13 protein-coding genes and 1 pseudogene are annotated in these 15854 nt (G+C 43.2%); 1 reads left to right on the forward strand and 13 read right to left on the reverse strand.

From position 1 onward, the window contains the following. From H8704_RS11075 to H8704_RS11090, 4 genes and pseudogenes are all read right to left on the reverse strand, one after another. A partial coding sequence (locus tag H8704_RS11075; RefSeq protein ID WP_249298303.1) for a hypothetical protein occupies positions 1–545 on the reverse strand: 545 nt, incomplete at its 3' end. Positions 546–729: 184 nt separating this feature from the next. Continuing rightward, a pseudogene (locus H8704_RS14610) lies at positions 730–798 on the reverse strand (IS200/IS605 family transposase); the annotation flags it as partial. Positions 799–1137: 339 nt separating this feature from the next. After that, a complete protein-coding gene (locus tag H8704_RS11085) occupies positions 1138–1899 on the reverse strand; it encodes a class I SAM-dependent methyltransferase (RefSeq protein WP_249298304.1) in 762 nt (253 codons plus the stop codon). A gap of 49 nt (positions 1900–1948) precedes the next feature. After that, positions 1949–3634 (reverse strand): AAA family ATPase, encoded by a 1686-nt coding sequence (locus tag H8704_RS11090; RefSeq protein ID WP_249298305.1) that lies wholly within the window; start codon positions 3632–3634, stop codon positions 1949–1951. A 355-nt stretch (positions 3635–3989) separates the two neighbouring features. Here H8704_RS11090 and H8704_RS11095 point away from each other — a divergent pair, with 355 nt between their 5' ends. Next, positions 3990–5666, forward strand: coding sequence for a cellulase family glycosylhydrolase (locus tag H8704_RS11095; RefSeq protein WP_249298306.1), 1677 nt, complete (start codon positions 3990–3992; stop codon positions 5664–5666). Between the two features lie 224 nt (positions 5667–5890). On the opposite strand, the gene H8704_RS11100 is transcribed toward H8704_RS11095, so the two are convergent. The 9 genes from H8704_RS11100 to H8704_RS11140 form a co-directional block, all read right to left on the reverse strand. Continuing rightward, the gene (locus H8704_RS11100; protein WP_249298307.1) at positions 5891–8065 is read right to left on the reverse strand and encodes a SulP family inorganic anion transporter; all 2175 of its coding nucleotides are present in this window, start codon (positions 8063–8065) and stop codon (positions 5891–5893) included. A 4-nt stretch (positions 8066–8069) separates the two neighbouring features. Next, a complete protein-coding gene (locus H8704_RS11105; protein ID WP_118678793.1) occupies positions 8070–8597 on the reverse strand; it encodes a nitroreductase in 528 nt (175 codons plus the stop codon). A 108-nt stretch (positions 8598–8705) separates the two neighbouring features. Beyond that, positions 8706–9755 carry a DnaJ C-terminal domain-containing protein gene (locus tag H8704_RS11110; protein ID WP_249298308.1) on the reverse strand — a complete coding sequence of 350 codons (1050 nt, stop codon included), beginning with the start codon at positions 9753–9755 and terminating at the stop codon, positions 8706–8708. A 316-nt stretch (positions 9756–10071) separates the two neighbouring features. Then, positions 10072–10446, reverse strand: coding sequence for a DUF2441 domain-containing protein (locus tag H8704_RS11115; RefSeq protein ID WP_118678795.1), 375 nt, complete (start codon positions 10444–10446; stop codon positions 10072–10074). An 18-nt stretch (positions 10447–10464) separates the two neighbouring features. Continuing rightward, a complete protein-coding gene (locus tag H8704_RS11120) occupies positions 10465–11964 on the reverse strand; it encodes a Na+/H+ antiporter NhaC family protein (protein WP_249298309.1) in 1500 nt (499 codons plus the stop codon). Positions 11965–11968: 4 nt separating this feature from the next. Continuing rightward, positions 11969–12529, reverse strand: coding sequence for a DUF3877 family protein (locus H8704_RS11125; RefSeq protein ID WP_249298310.1), 561 nt, complete (start codon positions 12527–12529; stop codon positions 11969–11971). A gap of 18 nt (positions 12530–12547) precedes the next feature. Next, entirely contained in the window at positions 12548–13318 is a 771-nt protein-coding gene (locus H8704_RS11130; RefSeq protein WP_249298311.1) for a tRNA threonylcarbamoyladenosine dehydratase, read from the reverse strand. A gap of 158 nt (positions 13319–13476) precedes the next feature. Beyond that, positions 13477–14829, reverse strand: coding sequence for an RNA-binding domain-containing protein (locus H8704_RS11135; RefSeq protein WP_207665516.1), 1353 nt, complete (start codon positions 14827–14829; stop codon positions 13477–13479). A gap of 78 nt (positions 14830–14907) precedes the next feature. Beyond that, positions 14908–15804 (reverse strand): NAD(P)/FAD-dependent oxidoreductase, encoded by an 897-nt coding sequence (locus tag H8704_RS11140; RefSeq protein ID WP_249298312.1) that lies wholly within the window; start codon positions 15802–15804, stop codon positions 14908–14910. Between the last annotated feature and the right edge of the window lie 50 nt (positions 15805–15854).

Genomic DNA, 15854 nt, shown 5'->3' on the forward strand with positions numbered 1-15854 from the left:
TCAAAAATAACTTGATCAAATTGTGTTGCCTTAGGCAACAAAGATGTTGCCCCATAATTGTTATGAATAAACTCAGAGCATTCTCTATAAACTTTCTTAGCTATCTCTTTCATCCCATAAGCTTCATCAGCAAATAATGGTTCAAATGCTTGTACAAATTTTTTTGAAAATATCCCTTCATTATCATCCATTATTTGCGACCAATATAAATCTAATGTTTCTGATTTCCATAATCGAAAATTAAATTCATTGGTTGAAAGCTGTATTCCAAACATTGTAGCTTCAAAATAACTCCTCAAGGAAATAAATGCATGTTTATATAATCCCATACACCAAAATAATAACATCGATTGATACTCAGCTAAAGCCTCTTTATAGATTACCACTTCATAAGAATCTTCCAAAAAATCTATCCACTGTTTATAATCTTCAACAAACCTTGATGCTTTCGCATGCATTTGAAGATTTTTTCCTGCTAGTGATTCTGAAATAATACCTGAAAATTTTTCATTAATATTTTGATACTCTTTTAAATATTTTTCCATAAAATTCCTCCAAATGGATATCCTCTCCACCATATGATTTCATTAACTTTCAATTTATCACATACACAATTTAATAACTCTTCCTTCCAAAATATGCTTTTACGTTTTTATTATACCAACTCTTCAACTCTTATACACTATTTTTTTCAAATTTTATAATCAAACCTAAAATTAAATTTTAGGACTTCGGTGCAAAAACAATATGATACTTACAATTCCATTTAGTATGTGATAAACTGTTACTGTTGTTCATACGGGAAGCTCCTTTGTATTTTAATGTGTTTGGCAGACCATCATTATCATAACAAAGGAGTTTGTCATTGCACATCGCTTAAGCTATCCTAACCATCCGCACAGCAGGTGGTTTATTTTTTTGCTTCGCTCATTTCTCTGTTGAGAAATTTGCTCGCAAAACAGGGCATATGCCCTAACAAAAAAATCCCACAAACCACTTGTTTATGCTGGTTTGTGGGATTCCGAAATACATTTTTATCTATTCAAACTCGGCAAGTTTCCCGTTCGATTTAAACTACTTTGTTTAATTTTATTAAAAATATACCGATATTTTACTTTCCTATATGTTTGGATTTTGCTATTTTTTTATGACATAGATGTATCTTGCCATTTTTTCTTTAAATTGTTCAAATGGTACATTAATATATTCGGTCTGACCAATCAGCATATCAAACCATTGACTATAGCCTTCATCTTCAAACAGTGTACGATATTTTATTGCCGACTCCCGCTTTTTCTTAAGCAATTTATAAGTTTGTTTTGTAATATCCGTGACTTCATATGTCATGTTATTTTCCTGCAACGCCTTTACCAACATCGTAGTGTGAGCATTCGATGTTTTCGGTATAACATCACCTTCCTGATAACCAACAAAAAACACACCATCTTTTTTTAACCAGTTTCGAACCTGTGCCATAAATGCGGTCATATCTGCAGCAAAATAAAGGGTGTCCATAGAAATAATCACATCAAATTTTTCTTTAGGATATTCTATTTCACCGATGATACCCTCTCTAAATTCGGCATTTTTGCAGAATAGAGTCTTTGCAGTGGTAATTGCCGTTTCCGAATAATCAAAGCCATATATATGTGCCCTTGTCCTCTCTTGCAAATATCCCAGCATTTTTCCATTACCACAGCCAATGTCCAAAATATGTACATCATCATTTTGCGGTATGTATTTCAGAATCATATCTATCTGCTCTTTGTTGCTAAATCCATCCTGTGAAAAGTCCTCACCAAAAGCATCTTTACAAAAAGACTGAAACGCATTTGATTCTTTTGTCATTGTGTAAAAAGCTTCGTAATCATCATAAAATAACAATTCCTTTTTATTCATAGTTAATTGTTTCCCTTTGTAAAATTCAATGCTTTCTCTTAATTTCGTCCTATCCGATCAAAACTTTTTTTCCTTCAAAGGCAAAGCCATAATGACGGATCCTGTCTGCCGATATTCCCTGTGCCAGCAGTTCGGCATCATAGTTTTTCTCTGTGATCTGTTCTAAAGCTCCCCGAACCGTATCCAGTAAAGTTTCCTCCTCATCCGGTTCATGCACTTTAAACTCAATCACAATGGCATCATCCACCTCTGTCACCGGTGTAAGCATCACATCATATCGTCCATATCCACTTTCCCGGTTGGAACGGATCTGATACCTGTCCCGTAACTCCACCAGAAGTCCCAGAACAAATCCATGATAGAACCGCTCCGGCTGGCTTTTCTCAGAAGGTTTCTTTCCGGCATCAAAGCTGCTGAAGGTTGCAAGTGCAACATCATTCATATAGATATTCATTTCCTTGAGGCTGCCCTTTAACAATGCTTTCACAAAATCATTATAATTTGCATCTTTATTTTTAAACCATCCCCGGAACATTGTCATGAACATGCTCAATGTCTCAATATTTGTAATATCCAGCGTGTACCATGGTTCCAAAGTAATCCCACGGTAGTCTATATTCTGCACTTTCAGATAACCACTGGCAAGCAGAAGACTCCAGATTGCCTCTTCATTGTCATCCAACTGGTTATATACGATCTGCTCGTCAAAGTTTACAGTGATCGTCTGCCCCCTCAGCAGATCCTCCATCTTCTCCTTCACATCGGCAGATGCTGTCCGGATCAACCGACTCACAAGCCCATTAGAGCTTGTGGAAGCCCAGTATGGATATAATCTGCCTTCATCCAGATAATTTGTAATGGACCACGGATTGTAAATGTCTCTGTGTTCTCCAAAAGTAAAACCATCATACCACTTTTTTACTTCATCCTTTTTATCTCCCATCCCATACTCATCCAGTGAAGCAAAAACTTCCTCCTCGGTAAAACCGAAACAATCTGCATACAGATTGGAAGTCGTCGTTACAACTCGCAGATTATTCAGATCAGAGAAAATACTCTCCTTGGATACTCTGGTAATTCCCGTCATAATTGCTCGCTCCAGATAAGGGTTCGTCTTAAAAGACGCATTAAACAGACTTCTCACAAAAGACGTAAATTCATCCCAGTATCCCTGAACATACGCCTCCTGCATTGGAGTATCATATTCATCCAAAAGAATAATGACCTTTTTGCCATAATAACGTTCCATCCAGACAGACAAAGTCTTCAATGCATTCTGTGCCATTGTATCATCCATCTGGATCGTGGTACTATTGTATATTTTTCTTTCATTATCACTTAATACATTACCCTCTAACAAATATCTGTTTTCTTCATACAGACTTGCAATCTCCTGCTTGATCTGGGTTTTGGCATCCTCCAGATTGCCTGCTTTCACAGCAGCAAAACTCAAAAAGATCACAGGATATGTTCCCTGCAGTTTCCGATACGTTTCATTCTGCCAGATAGAAAGTCCCTCAAACAGATCCGCCCGGTTCGCATATTTATTAGAAAAGAAGCAGTCCAGCATACTCATATTTAACGTCTTACCAAAACGGCGTGGACGTGTGATCAATGTTACAACATCCCGGTTTTCCCACCATTCTTTTATAAAATTGGTTTTATCTACAAAAAAGCAATCCTGCTCTCTCAGATCAGAAAAACCTTGTATTCCTATACTAATCGCCTTTTTCATATGCTCACCTGCTCTCCTGTCATTATATATTTATTACATTATAACGATATTCCTCCAAGGTTACAAGGCAAATCAAGAGTCAAAATATGCAAATAACTACATGTTGTTATTAAAAAACTCAAACTTACAAAATAGCTGTAAAGTTGTACATACTACGTTTCCAAATTTGTGCAATTTATCCGACTTAAATGTTATAGTAAATCATTTAAGTTGCAGTATTTTTGTTGTTTCTGCCGATTTTATCTTATGAATTGTTTTATATATGGTTATTTTGCACAAACCATGCTAACATTTATTCCAGGGTGAGCAAAACAAAAATATTTCGAAAAGGCAGAGCTTTTTCAAAGGAGGGTTTATGAGATTTAAAAAAATCTTTGCTGTCGTAATGGCAGCGGCGGTAACACTATCCACACTCAATGGTTTTCATGGTTTTTCTGCTCCAAAAACCGCAAAAGCAGCGAGCTTTGTTAATCTGAACCAGAGCCAGATCACATCTGCAATGGGAGCCGGCTGGAACCTTGGAAATCAGCTGGAAGCATCCCTGAACGGAACGCCAAATGAAACAAGCTGGGGTAATCCTACGATCAACGCCAATCTGATCAAGGCAGTTAAAAATGCCGGTTTTCGTTCCATCCGTATTCCGGTTTCCTATTTGGGCAAGATCGGCAGCAACTCCAGTTACACCATTGATTCTTCCTGGTTAAACAGGGTACAGCAGGTAGTTGATATGTGTATTGCCAATGACTTGTATGTTATTATCAATATGCATGGGGATGGCTATCATTCTGTCGATGGCGGCTGGCTTTTCTGTGACGGTTCCAACCAGACTGCGATCCGTGCCAAATACAAAGCCTGCTGGAAACAGATTGCCACACGTTTTCAGTCATATGACCAGCACCTGATCTTCGAATCCATGAATGAAGAATTTGATGGCACTTACGGAACTCCAAACAGAACATATTATGAAAATATCAATCAGCTCAATCAGATCTTTGTAGATACCGTACGCACTTCCGGCGGAAACAATGCGAAGCGCTGGTTAATGCTCCCGGGCTGGAACACTAACGTCAACTACACCGTAGGCGATTATGGTTTCCGGGTTCCTACCGACAACAACTGCACTGCCGGCGGAAAGCGCATCATGATCTCTGTTCATTATTATGATCCTTGGGGCTTCTGCGGAGAAGAAAGTACCACGGCAACCCAATGGGGAAGCAAGGCAAACAACAGCTCAAAGGTTGATTCCTGGGGTGATGAGTCTTATCTGAAATCCCAGTTTAACAGTCTGTATAACAAATTCTGCAGCCAGGGATATCCGGTCGTGATCGGAGAATACGGTGCCATTGACAAATCTGCTTTCGATTCAAACAACACGGCATGCCGTGCGGAATTTGCTTCCAAAGTCTGCACTTACGCAAAGAAATACGGCTGTATTCCAATCTGGTGGGACAACGGCGTAACCGGCACATACGGTTTCGGTTTATTTAACCGCAATACCGGTGCAGTTACACAACCAAAGATCATCAATGCCATCACTGCCGTGTATCCTTCTTCAGGCAATAACTCCGATTCCACAGGCAGCATTGATACCGGCAAAACATATATGCTGAAAAACGTAAACAGCGGTCTGTATATGGATGTCTGCGGTGCAAAAGCGGTAAATGGTACAAATGTCATCCAGTACTCTGCTTCCAAAGCAAAAGCAAATAATACCTGGAAATTTGTTCCTGACGGAAAAGGATATTACTATATTTACTCCTGTCTGGGAGACGGCAGGACATTTCTTCTGGATGTTTCGTGCAACAGCAGTGCAAATGGGACAAACATCGGAATTTACAAAAATACCAACTGCAGTGCCCAGCTTTACAAGCTTGTAAAAAATTCTGACGGAAGCTATAGTATTTATACAAAGTCTTCCGGCTGTAAGAGTGTTGTCGAGATTGCTAATGCAAACCGCAGCAATAACGGCAATGTACAGCAATGGGTTTACAACGGACATAACTGTCAGAAATGGCAATTGATCGCACAATAAATTTATCAAATAACTCACAATCAACAGGGTTGTTGCCTTAACAGATGAAATTGTTCAGGCACAACCCTTTCTTGTTCAGAAAAATCACTCTTAGCCGGACATTTAATAAAACCAGCCATCTTCACTATGTATCCGGCTCTGCAATAGTTCTTTTATTCTGTCCCGAAAATAGGCCTCATCGTCACACACTGCGATTTTAAAATCCAAGCCCACATAACCACCTTTTATATCGTTTCATTTTCTTCTTTTTTCCAGCGAAGCTCACGCTCCCACTGGCGCAATCTGCGGGCTCCCTCCGGATTTTGTTTTTCCAGCCGCTGTTCCAGCTTTTCCCGGCGTCTCTGAAGCCTTTCCAATACCTCCGGATGTTCTCTGCCAATCTGCTCCCGGATATGATGACGTCGTTTTTCCAGCAAGCCGAGAATAATCCTGCGGTGATCCTGATCCGCCAGTTTTTCCGGCAGTTCATCCATATGAATCTCCATACGTCGTAAAAACTCATCCTCATCAATGGCTCCAATACCATGCCAGTATTTCAGGCTGCTCTCGATTCCCTGCTCCGCAATCTCTTCCCACTCCGGCATACTGTGAATGCTCTCCAACACCTGATGTACACGCTTTTCAATCTGGTCCACTGTCTCGTCACCAAAAGCCCAGGTAAACTCCTCCAGCGTATTTTCTGTTTCCGCGGGAATATTAAGCATATGTCCGTTTTTATGGACAGTATATCCATTGAGAACATATGGCTCCATGTATCCGCTGTCATGAAGTGCTGCCGTAATGGTCCGGCGTACATTTCCTTTTTCAATCAGATGTCCGATCCCAAGCTGTCTCATCTGCTCATTCACTGATGCCATATGCTCTGTCATATAAAAATGTATCCCCTGTTTTTCAAAACGGTCACACATCATTTCCAGCCTGTCTGCCGCAGTAATATCAATACTTGTCATCGCTCCGGCATCCACAATGACAACCTTTGTATCCTCTTTTATGCTGTTCTCAATATCCTCCTGAAAAGTCTTTACATTGGCAAAGAAAAGACTCTCACTAAAACGGTAGATTATCACATGCTCAATTTCATGGGCATAACGGTTCTTACTGCAGTCATAAAAGCCCTCTCTTCCCGGAATAACTCCCAGAAAAGCCCTTGGGGGATTCGTCGCTTTCAAGACCACTGCGATAAAGGAAAGAATAATTCCTATGATCACTCCATAAATCGTTCCCAGTAAAAGGACACCAAAAAAGGCAGCCATAAAAATGTAAAATTCGTTCCGGCTGACGCGGAACAACCTTTCTGCCAGATCAAATTCTACCACCTTCATAAGAGCAGATATCACAATGGCCGTGAGAACCGGCACCGGAAGATATCCAATAAATCCCGTACCAAACAACAGCAGTAATACCATAGTAAAACCTGCCACAATGGAAACCATCTGTGTTCTGCCGCCATACTGGTCATTCATGGACGTTCTGGAAATACTTCCATTGACCGGACAGCATCCAACAACTGCCGATGCAATATTTCCCACAGCACATGCCAATATTTCCTGATTATCTCTGATCTTATATCCGTTTCGAAATGCAAAATTATTCTCCGATAACAGCGTCTCCGCCATGATCACAACGGCAACCATCAGTCCGCGTCCTGCTGCCTGAGACAGATCTACTGACCGAAATTGCAGGCACTGAAAATGTGGCAGCCCCGGTTCCACAGCAGATAACAACTTTACCCCATACTGATCAATATGACAAAAAATGGTCAACAATACCCCCGCCGCCATAACCACGATCACCATAGGAAACTTTGGTGCCAGCTTCCTTGCCACAACGATCACTGCCAGAGAACAAATCCCCAGTACAACAGAAACCGGATTGATATGCGATGCCGCTTCTATAATGGAAACGATCAGCTCCGGCAGTTCTCCCGTCCCGGAGCTGCCTCCCAGTATTTTGGGAATCTGCATTAATATGATCGTTACCGCAATTCCGCTGATAAAACCTCCCATAACCGGAGTAGATATGTAGTCTACCATCTTTCCTGCTTTTAATAAGAAAAAGATCATGAGCCACACTCCGGCAAAAAATGCTGTCATAGGAATAAATGCCATGGCTTCAGGAGACTGTGCCTGCAAGCCCAGTCCCGCAGCCGCCGCACCAATGATCGCTGCCGGTGCCGCATCTACTCCGAAGATAAACTGGGGTGACGTGGTAAACATAGCAAAAAATAAAATAGGCAGTACAGACCCATACAGTCCATAGACAGGCGGAAGTCCTGAGACCTCCGCATATCCCATGGATATCGGGATTGATACTGCCGCTATGATAATACCTGCCAGAATATCCTTTGGCAGATAATTTAATTTATAATTTTTCATTGTCTGGAAAATCTTCATATTCATCGTTTTACTCCACATAATATACATAATCATCCTTGCGTGGTGCTGCTCCCGGCTCATCTCCATTCACATATCCAAGAACACAATGACCTATGCCCTCGTAATCTCCCGTAATTCCCAAAGACTTCAAAAGTGCTTTTCCCTCTTCACTTTCAAATTCCTCCTTCGCACGATGAATCCAACAGCTTCCAAGCCCTGCATCTTTGGCTGCCAGCATCAGATTTCCCATAACAAGACTACCATCATACACATGGGTTGGCATTGCCTTATCTGCCAGTACGATCAGTACAACCGGTGCTCCATAAAAAGGATCCGTCCCCTCAGCCGCTCCCATAATCTCCGCATTCATACGGGAAAGCTTATCCCTCACTTCTTTATTTAATACCGCTACAATGATCGGTGACTGCCTGCCCATTCCTGTGGCTGCATATGTTCCGGCTTCGATCACACGGTCAATCAACTCTCTCTCCGGCATTTTGTCCTGAAATTTGCGAATACTTCTTCTTGTACGGATTGTTTTCATTGTTTCACTCATATGATATGTCCTCTCTTTCTTATTTTTATAGTTTTCTATCTTTTTAATTTCTATTTTCTGTCACAGACAGCAATACACCCGCCCACTGATTTCTTCAATGATCTTCTCTCAGGCAGCACTGCCTCGCCGGCTATGACATTCTCCATCACATATCTGCTGGAATTCCCGGAGCTTCTGCTTTGCCTGCGGACTCAGATCCTTTGGCACCTTTACCTGTACTGTCACATACTCATCTCCATGAACGGAAGAATCCTTCATGGACACAATGCCTTTTCCACGAAGCCGGATCTTGCTTCCCGCCTGGGTTCCCTCCGGAATACGGCACATCACTCTGCCACTTAGCGTATCCACCGGTGCCTCGCCGCCAAAAACTGCCGTTGTAAAAGGAACCTCAATCTGAGTATATATATCCATTCCCTTTCTGTCAAATCCCGGCTTAGGCTGTACATGCACCTTTAAAAACAGATCGCCGGCCGGACCACCTCCATATCCCGGCTGTCCCTTGCCACGAAGACGTACACGCATTCCATCGTTTACTCCGGCAGGAATGTGTACCTGCAGGGATGTTCTCTGTCCGGAACCGTCCTGCGAAACCAGATGGATCGTTTTGTCACAGCCAAAGGCCGCCTCTTCAAAGGTAATGTCTGTCTGTGCCTCCAGATCTTCTCCTTTCGCCGTTCCGGTACCCTGTCCAAATCCTCCAAAGCCATTTCCTGTGCCTTGACGGAAACCACTGCCAAAACCATAATGGCTCTGCCCGCGAGAGCTCTCTCCGTGGGATCTTCCATGAAACATACCACCAAAAATATCATCAAAGATATCATCCATATCGCCACCCTCAAAATGATATTCCCGGTAGCCACCTGTCCCAAAATCAGGACCGCCATAACTCTGATAAAAATGTCCGTTTCCTGTAGAACCTGTTCCTCCTTCTTCAAACGCTGCAAAACCATACTGGTCATAAAGCTTTTTCTTTTCTGCATCACTGAGTACATTATATGCTTCGGTTACTTCTTTAAAATTCTTCTCTGCTTCTTTATCCCCCGGATTTACGTCCGGATGATATTTTTTGGCAAGCTTACGGTATGCTTTTTTGATCTCCTTCTCATCCGCTCCTTTCCGGATACCAAGGACATCGTAATAATCTCGTTTCTTCATGATCCTCACCTCCGAATAAAATGAAACTGTCCATTTTCCCTTCACTTACTACCTGGAAAACGGAAGCTTTGAAAATATACAGAAAAGAGGCATACGAACCGGTTCGCATCCCTCCAAGGCTGTTAATAGGGTGATAAACCATCCAATATATCAACCCTGCTGTATTGCATTTTTACTTTCGATTATGTTATACCACTTATTTTAGCACTCGTCAAGTCTATTGGCTAATAATTCAAATCTCATTTTCTATAGTTTTTCGGTTTCAACCCGAAAAACTTTGCATATTATTTATCTTTTTTGTCTAGTAGCGTATATTTTATTGATAATCCTCTAAAATGCGTTCCACCCTGATCCTTCCACCCAAAAGCGTTTCCTCCAGCCTACCCGTCAGACGGCCACTCCAATAATCCCGTGCTTGTTGTATTTTGCGATCAAAACTGTCTCCATTAACTCCCGGCAGCAAAGCTGCATCTCCGGTAAACACCTCTCCATCGGAACTCAAACTGACTAACTGAAGTACTTTCCGGTCAAAGCTTTCAAAATTCTCCTTCCATTTAAGCGCCGCCTCCAGAGTCTTACACACATACAGACACTGCAGTCTCGAAGGTTTCTCCCGAAACTCCTTCTGCCTAACAAGCTCGCAGATTGTCTCACGAACAGCTCTTGACTGATTAAAGACATAATATAGCATTCCTCCTTGATGTTAAGGTCACGCTTTCTTCTGAATCCATACACGCATCCCGGTAAGCACTGCCAGCAGGATCGCCACACTCAACAAAAGTACGACCCACCAGATCCGGATAAATGCCGCCAGGATATAGCCCACAACACAAACGGCCGCCACCACTGCCGCATAGGGAAGCTGTGTCGATACATGATTCATATGATTACACTGTGCTCCCGCCGAGGACATGACCGTTGTGTCCGAAATCGGGGACACATGATCACCACACACCGCTCCGGCCAAAACTGCAGACACGGAAATGATCATCATTTCCATATGTCCCTGCTCCGGAAACATAGCAATCACAATCGGTACAAGAATCGCAAAGGTTCCCCAGCTTGTCCCTGTAGAAAATGCCAGAAAGATCGCTATCACAAAAACGATCATCGGAATAAACAGGCTGGCGGATGCATTCTGTCCTACAACACCCTTAACGAATGTACTGATCTCCAAATGATCGCCAATCCCCTTCAATGCCCATGCAAAGGTCAGGATCGCCATTGCCGGAACCATCAGACGAAAGCCCTCTACAAAACTGTCCATAAAGTCCTGAAATGTCAGTACCTTTCGTGGCAGATACCAGATCATACAGAATAATATCGTGACAAGTCCCGCAAAGATCAGACTCCTCTCGGAATCACAGCCGGAAAATGCAGCAACAACATTGGTCGCTCCCCCTAAAAAGCCGGTATAGATCATGGCTCCGATCGCAGATACGATCAACAATAAAACCGGCAGGATCAGATCCGCCACGCGCCCCTTTTCATTGACCTTTTCCTGCTTTTCCTCTTTGATATTCTCCGATCCGGAGGTAAAAAGATCTCCCCGTTCTGCATTGATCTCATGCTTTTTCATCAGACCAAAATCAAAGCCGGTCAGGATCAGGTATAAGACCATGATCAAGGTCAGAATGGCATATAAATTATACGGAATCGTCCGCAGAAATAAACTGAATCCGGTCAGGGAGGATCCCTTCGGCACATAGGAATTTACTGCCGCTGCCCAGCTTGAGATCGGTGCAATAATGCAGACTGGTGCTGCCGTGGCATCAATGATATATGCAAGCTTTGCCCTGGATACCTTATAGCGGTCTGTCACCGGCCGCATCACCGAGCCTACGGTCAGACAATTAAAATAATCATCCACAAAGATCAGTACACCCAGTCCCATGGTCGATAATAATGCAATTTTTTTATTTTTAATCTTGGAAATCGCCCACTTTCCATAGGCGGCAGAACCGCCGGAACGGGACATCAGCACAACCACCATTCCAAGCATAACCATAAAAAATAAAATATTAATGTTCATGCTATCCTTAATGGTGTCAAAGATCACGGTAAATGCCGTCCATGGATGAAACTGTGCATACATAAAGGAACCTACTACGATCCCAACAAACAGCGAACTGTAAACCTCTTTTGTGATCAATGCAAGTACAATCGCCAAAATTGGCGGCAGCAATGACCAAATTGTTCCTGTAAACATAATCTTACTCTCCCTTCACCGGAATAACCTCTCCAAAATCATAATCCACATAATCCTCCGGAGTAAACCGGTGATAGATCACATGACGGCCCTCAAAGGTAATGCAATAGCGGTAATCATTTGGTTTATTGTCCCGAAAATAGAACAGATAATCAAAATCATCCCCTGCATAACTGCCCTCAAAAACCTGATCCGAATACTGTGTAAAAAGCGTTTCCACATCCTGCAGAGTACAGCCGTGATGGGCGATCGTCTGAATAAATTTCACCAGAAAATCATCCTCTCCCTGATGCTCATGGACATACTCGACTCCCTCCGGCGGAATCTGGATACAGAATCTTTCTTTTTGGGAAGATGCCGTAATCCCGCCAAAATGCGCTCTTGTGGCCTCTGAAAACTCCTTCATCCGCTCCAACATTTCCTCTTCCGTACAATCTACCTCCAGCAGATGATTCAGAGAGGATAACGGATAATACAGACGTAAAAGCTCCTTACGATAGCCTAGCTTGATCTGTTCTTCCAGGATCAGATCTCTCAAATTTTTTTCTAATTTTTCAATATTCATAATCGGATATCATCCCTTCTATTCTTCAACCGGCAACGGACCTGCCAGGTCTTTCACAACCTCTCCGGCAATGATCAGTCCCGCTACGGATGGAACAAACGCCACACTGCCCGGAATATCACGACGCTCTGTACATTTGTGCTTTGCTCCCGGCGGGCAGATATAGTTTGTCCTGCAGCTGATGCTCATATCCTCCAAAGGTCGAATGGACTTCTCAGTAGAGTAAACTACCTTCAGATCCTTAACATTTCTTTTGCGAAGCTCCCGGCGCATGACTCTCGCCAGAGGACAGATCGTCGTATCGTAAATATCTGCCACCTGAAACTTCGTCGGATCCAGCTTATTTCCTGCTCCCATGCTGCTGATCACCGGCACGCCTGCTTCTTTCGCCCGCATAATGATGTCCAGCTTGGCAGTCACAGTATCCACCGCATCCACCACATAAGAATACCCGGAAAAGTCAAATTCGTCTGCATTTTCCGGCAGATAAAAGCACTGCCTGACTTCCACCTGTGCCTGTGGGTTAATATCAAGAATACGATCACGCATCACATCTGTTTTATATTGTCCAACGGTGCTGCGGGTCGCAATGATCTGACGGTTGAGATTGGTCAGACATACCTTATCATCATCAACAAGTACAAAAGAACCCACACCGCTTCTGACAAGTGCCTCCACGACATAACCGCCGACACCGCCAATACCAAAAACTGCCACCTTTGCCGATGCCAGCCGGTCAATTCCTTCCTTTCCCAATAAAAGCTGTGTTCTGGAAAACTGATTTAACATACTAATAACCATGCCTTTCTAATAGTCCTACTTAGTGTACCACAATCATTGATATTATGATATCCCTTTTCTCCTGTTTTTAATGTATGAATCATAGCCCTCCCATACATCTGGCAGCCTTATGAAATATTCTCCGTTGATTTCCGGCTTTTTCTTTTTTACTGAATATTATCATTATCGTTCACCGTATAGATACTCAATCTTCCCTTTTTTCTTTGTTCTAATTGTCCGGAACCGCATAATTCCTTGAGAAGCCGAAACGCCTTTGTCGAACCTGCTCCAAGAAGCTTTTCCGCCTCTTTTCTGGTGATCACTTTATTCTTTCTGACATAATCAAGAAGCTGCTGCTTTTCATTCGGAACAGACATCATATAATTTACAGGAACCTCCCGAACCACAAAAGGAAGCTCTTCTATTTCTTCATTTCGATTAGGTAACGTCACCCTGAAAACGCCTTTGGCTGTTTCAAACTTCGGCTGCTCTTTCCTGTTTTTATATGCTCTTTGAATCCTCCCGATGCCGGTTCCATAACTCTCAATCAATTTCATACGATAGAATACCGCCGCCAGACCCGGATTTCTCGACTGGGAAACTCCAAGAAAAATGGAATTGATCTCCAGTCCCGGAACCAGACCTCCCAAAGAAACAAATTCCATCCGGTCCTCATAAATATTGATCAGATTACTTCCACTAAAGGAATAGTCTCTGTGAACGATACTGTTAAGCAGAGCCTCCCGGATAGCCTCCTCCGGATAGTCCCTGGTATCGGTCCGTTCTAACCCGGAAAAGCTCGCTTTTGTTTTATTGGCCATATCAACATATTGGTAAACATCCTCCAACTGCTTTAGAAGAGAACCCGAAAACTCTTTGCGATCCCGGAAAATCTCTTTGTCTTTTCCCTGAAATAATGCTATTTTAGTCGTCACCTCACACTGATCAGACAACAACAAAGCCAGATTGGTATACAATCCGTCCTCCCCGATCAATTTCAGTGTCCGCATCTGGGCATCTCCGATTTCAAATCCTCTCAGCTCCATTTCCCGGTAGAATTCCCGAAAGGTCAGCTCCTGTGTCATACTCCGGCACAACTCAAAGGATCTTCCGCTGTTCTGAAGAAGCATCTCCCGGATTCCTTCCTCCGTCATAGGCTGTGAAGAACTGCCCTTTCTAACATATACACCTCCGGGCTTCAATCCCTTTTCCCTCAAATAATACGGACGATTTGTCCCGGTTGTGATCTGAATTTCAATCACATTTCTGCCCTCGATAGCAACACTGTCCACCCTGACAAAAGGCATAACATCCGGTGCAATCGCATCTTTCAGGGAATTCACAATGCGAAGCATAACCTCATCCGGATCATCTACCCCCTTGACAGCACCATCATTGCATATCCCAACAAAAACAGTGCCTCCCTCAGCATTTGCAAATGCAATTACTTCTTTTTTTATATCTGAAACATATTCCTGCTTATATTCTGTATTTAACTTTTCACCTGACATCTCGCCCATTCTTTCTCTCCTTTCTCACTTTTTATCATTATAAGAAAGAAAGAAAGGAAAGTCAATGAACATTTTCTATGTTACATACTATCTCCGGATATACCTCTCCGCCTCTGTCGCTGCATTGGCCCCATCTGCTGCCGCCGTGATCACCTGACGAAGTGCCTTGGTACGCACATCTCCGGCCACAAAAAGTCCCTGGGCCGAGGTGATCCCCTGCTCTCCTGCTGCCACATAACCATACTCGTCAAGTTCTGCAACGCCTTGAAGCAGTCCTGTTACCGGCTCCATTCCTACTGCCGCAAAGACACCGGACACTTCCAGTCTGCGGCCATCCTCCAGCATCAGAGCCTCTACCCGCTGTTCTCCCTGAATCTCCTGTACTCTCGCATTCGTCAGGATCTCAATATTTTCTGCATCCTTTACCTTCTGCACCGTCCCCGCATTTCCGCGAAACTCGTCACGGCGGTGGATCAGATAAACCTTCTCACAGATCTGTGACAGATAAAGAGCATCATCCAGTGCCGTATCACCACCGCCGATCACTGCCGTGGTTTTTCCCTGAAAAAATGCACCATCACAGGTAGCACAGTAGGACACACCTCTGCCGGAAAGCTTGTCCTCTCCCGGTACGTTTAAATGGCGATGGGATGCTCCTGCCGCATAGATCACGGTCTTCGTCTCCAAAACATCCCCGCCTGCCAGAAGCACCTTCCAATAACCATCGGACTGCTCCAGCTTCGTGACCTCTTCCTCCAGAAAAGCCGTCCCCAGATTCTCAGCATGCTCCCGGAATTTTTCTCCCAGAGAATATCCTTCAATCCCCGGAATGCCCAGATAATTATCCACCTGACCACTCTCCGCGATCTGCCCGGTTCCACAATATTCCTTTTCGATCACAAGAATATCCAGACCGGCACGTCTGCCATAAACTGCAGCCGACAATCCCGCCGGACCGCTTCCTATAATTATAATATCTTTCATATCCGTTTTCCTTTCCCGTTGTTCTCTTCTCAAAACCAAAGATACCGATA

It is taken from the genome of Jutongia huaianensis, assembly GCF_014384985.1.
GTDB classification, from domain to species: domain Bacteria; phylum Bacillota; class Clostridia; order Lachnospirales; family Lachnospiraceae; genus Jutongia; species Jutongia huaianensis.

Coding starts and splice junctions, on each gene's coding strand:
- H8704_RS11085 (WP_249298304.1), bottom strand. CDS start 1,899: ATGAATAAAAAGGAATTGTTATTTTATGATGATTACGAAGCTTTTTAC.
- H8704_RS11090 (WP_249298305.1), bottom strand. CDS start 3,634: ATGAAAAAGGCGATTAGTATAGGAATACAAGGTTTTTCTGATCTGAGA.
- H8704_RS11095 (WP_249298306.1), top strand. CDS start 3,990: ATGAGATTTAAAAAAATCTTTGCTGTCGTAATGGCAGCGGCGGTAACA.
- H8704_RS11100 (WP_249298307.1), bottom strand. CDS start 8,065: ATGAATATGAAGATTTTCCAGACAATGAAAAATTATAAATTAAATTAT.
- H8704_RS11105 (WP_118678793.1), bottom strand. CDS start 8,597: ATGAGTGAAACAATGAAAACAATCCGTACAAGAAGAAGTATTCGCAAA.
- H8704_RS11110 (WP_249298308.1), bottom strand. CDS start 9,755: ATGAAGAAACGAGATTATTACGATGTCCTTGGTATCCGGAAAGGAGCG.
- H8704_RS11115 (WP_118678795.1), bottom strand. CDS start 10,446: ATGCTATATTATGTCTTTAATCAGTCAAGAGCTGTTCGTGAGACAATC.
- H8704_RS11120 (WP_249298309.1), bottom strand. CDS start 11,964: ATGTTTACAGGAACAATTTGGTCATTGCTGCCGCCAATTTTGGCGATT.
- H8704_RS11125 (WP_249298310.1), bottom strand. CDS start 12,529: ATGAATATTGAAAAATTAGAAAAAAATTTGAGAGATCTGATCCTGGAA.
- H8704_RS11130 (WP_249298311.1), bottom strand. CDS start 13,318: ATGTTAAATCAGTTTTCCAGAACACAGCTTTTATTGGGAAAGGAAGGA.
- H8704_RS11135 (WP_207665516.1), bottom strand. CDS start 14,829: ATGGGCGAGATGTCAGGTGAAAAGTTAAATACAGAATATAAGCAGGAA.
- H8704_RS11140 (WP_249298312.1), bottom strand. CDS start 15,804: ATGAAAGATATTATAATTATAGGAAGCGGTCCGGCGGGATTGTCGGCT.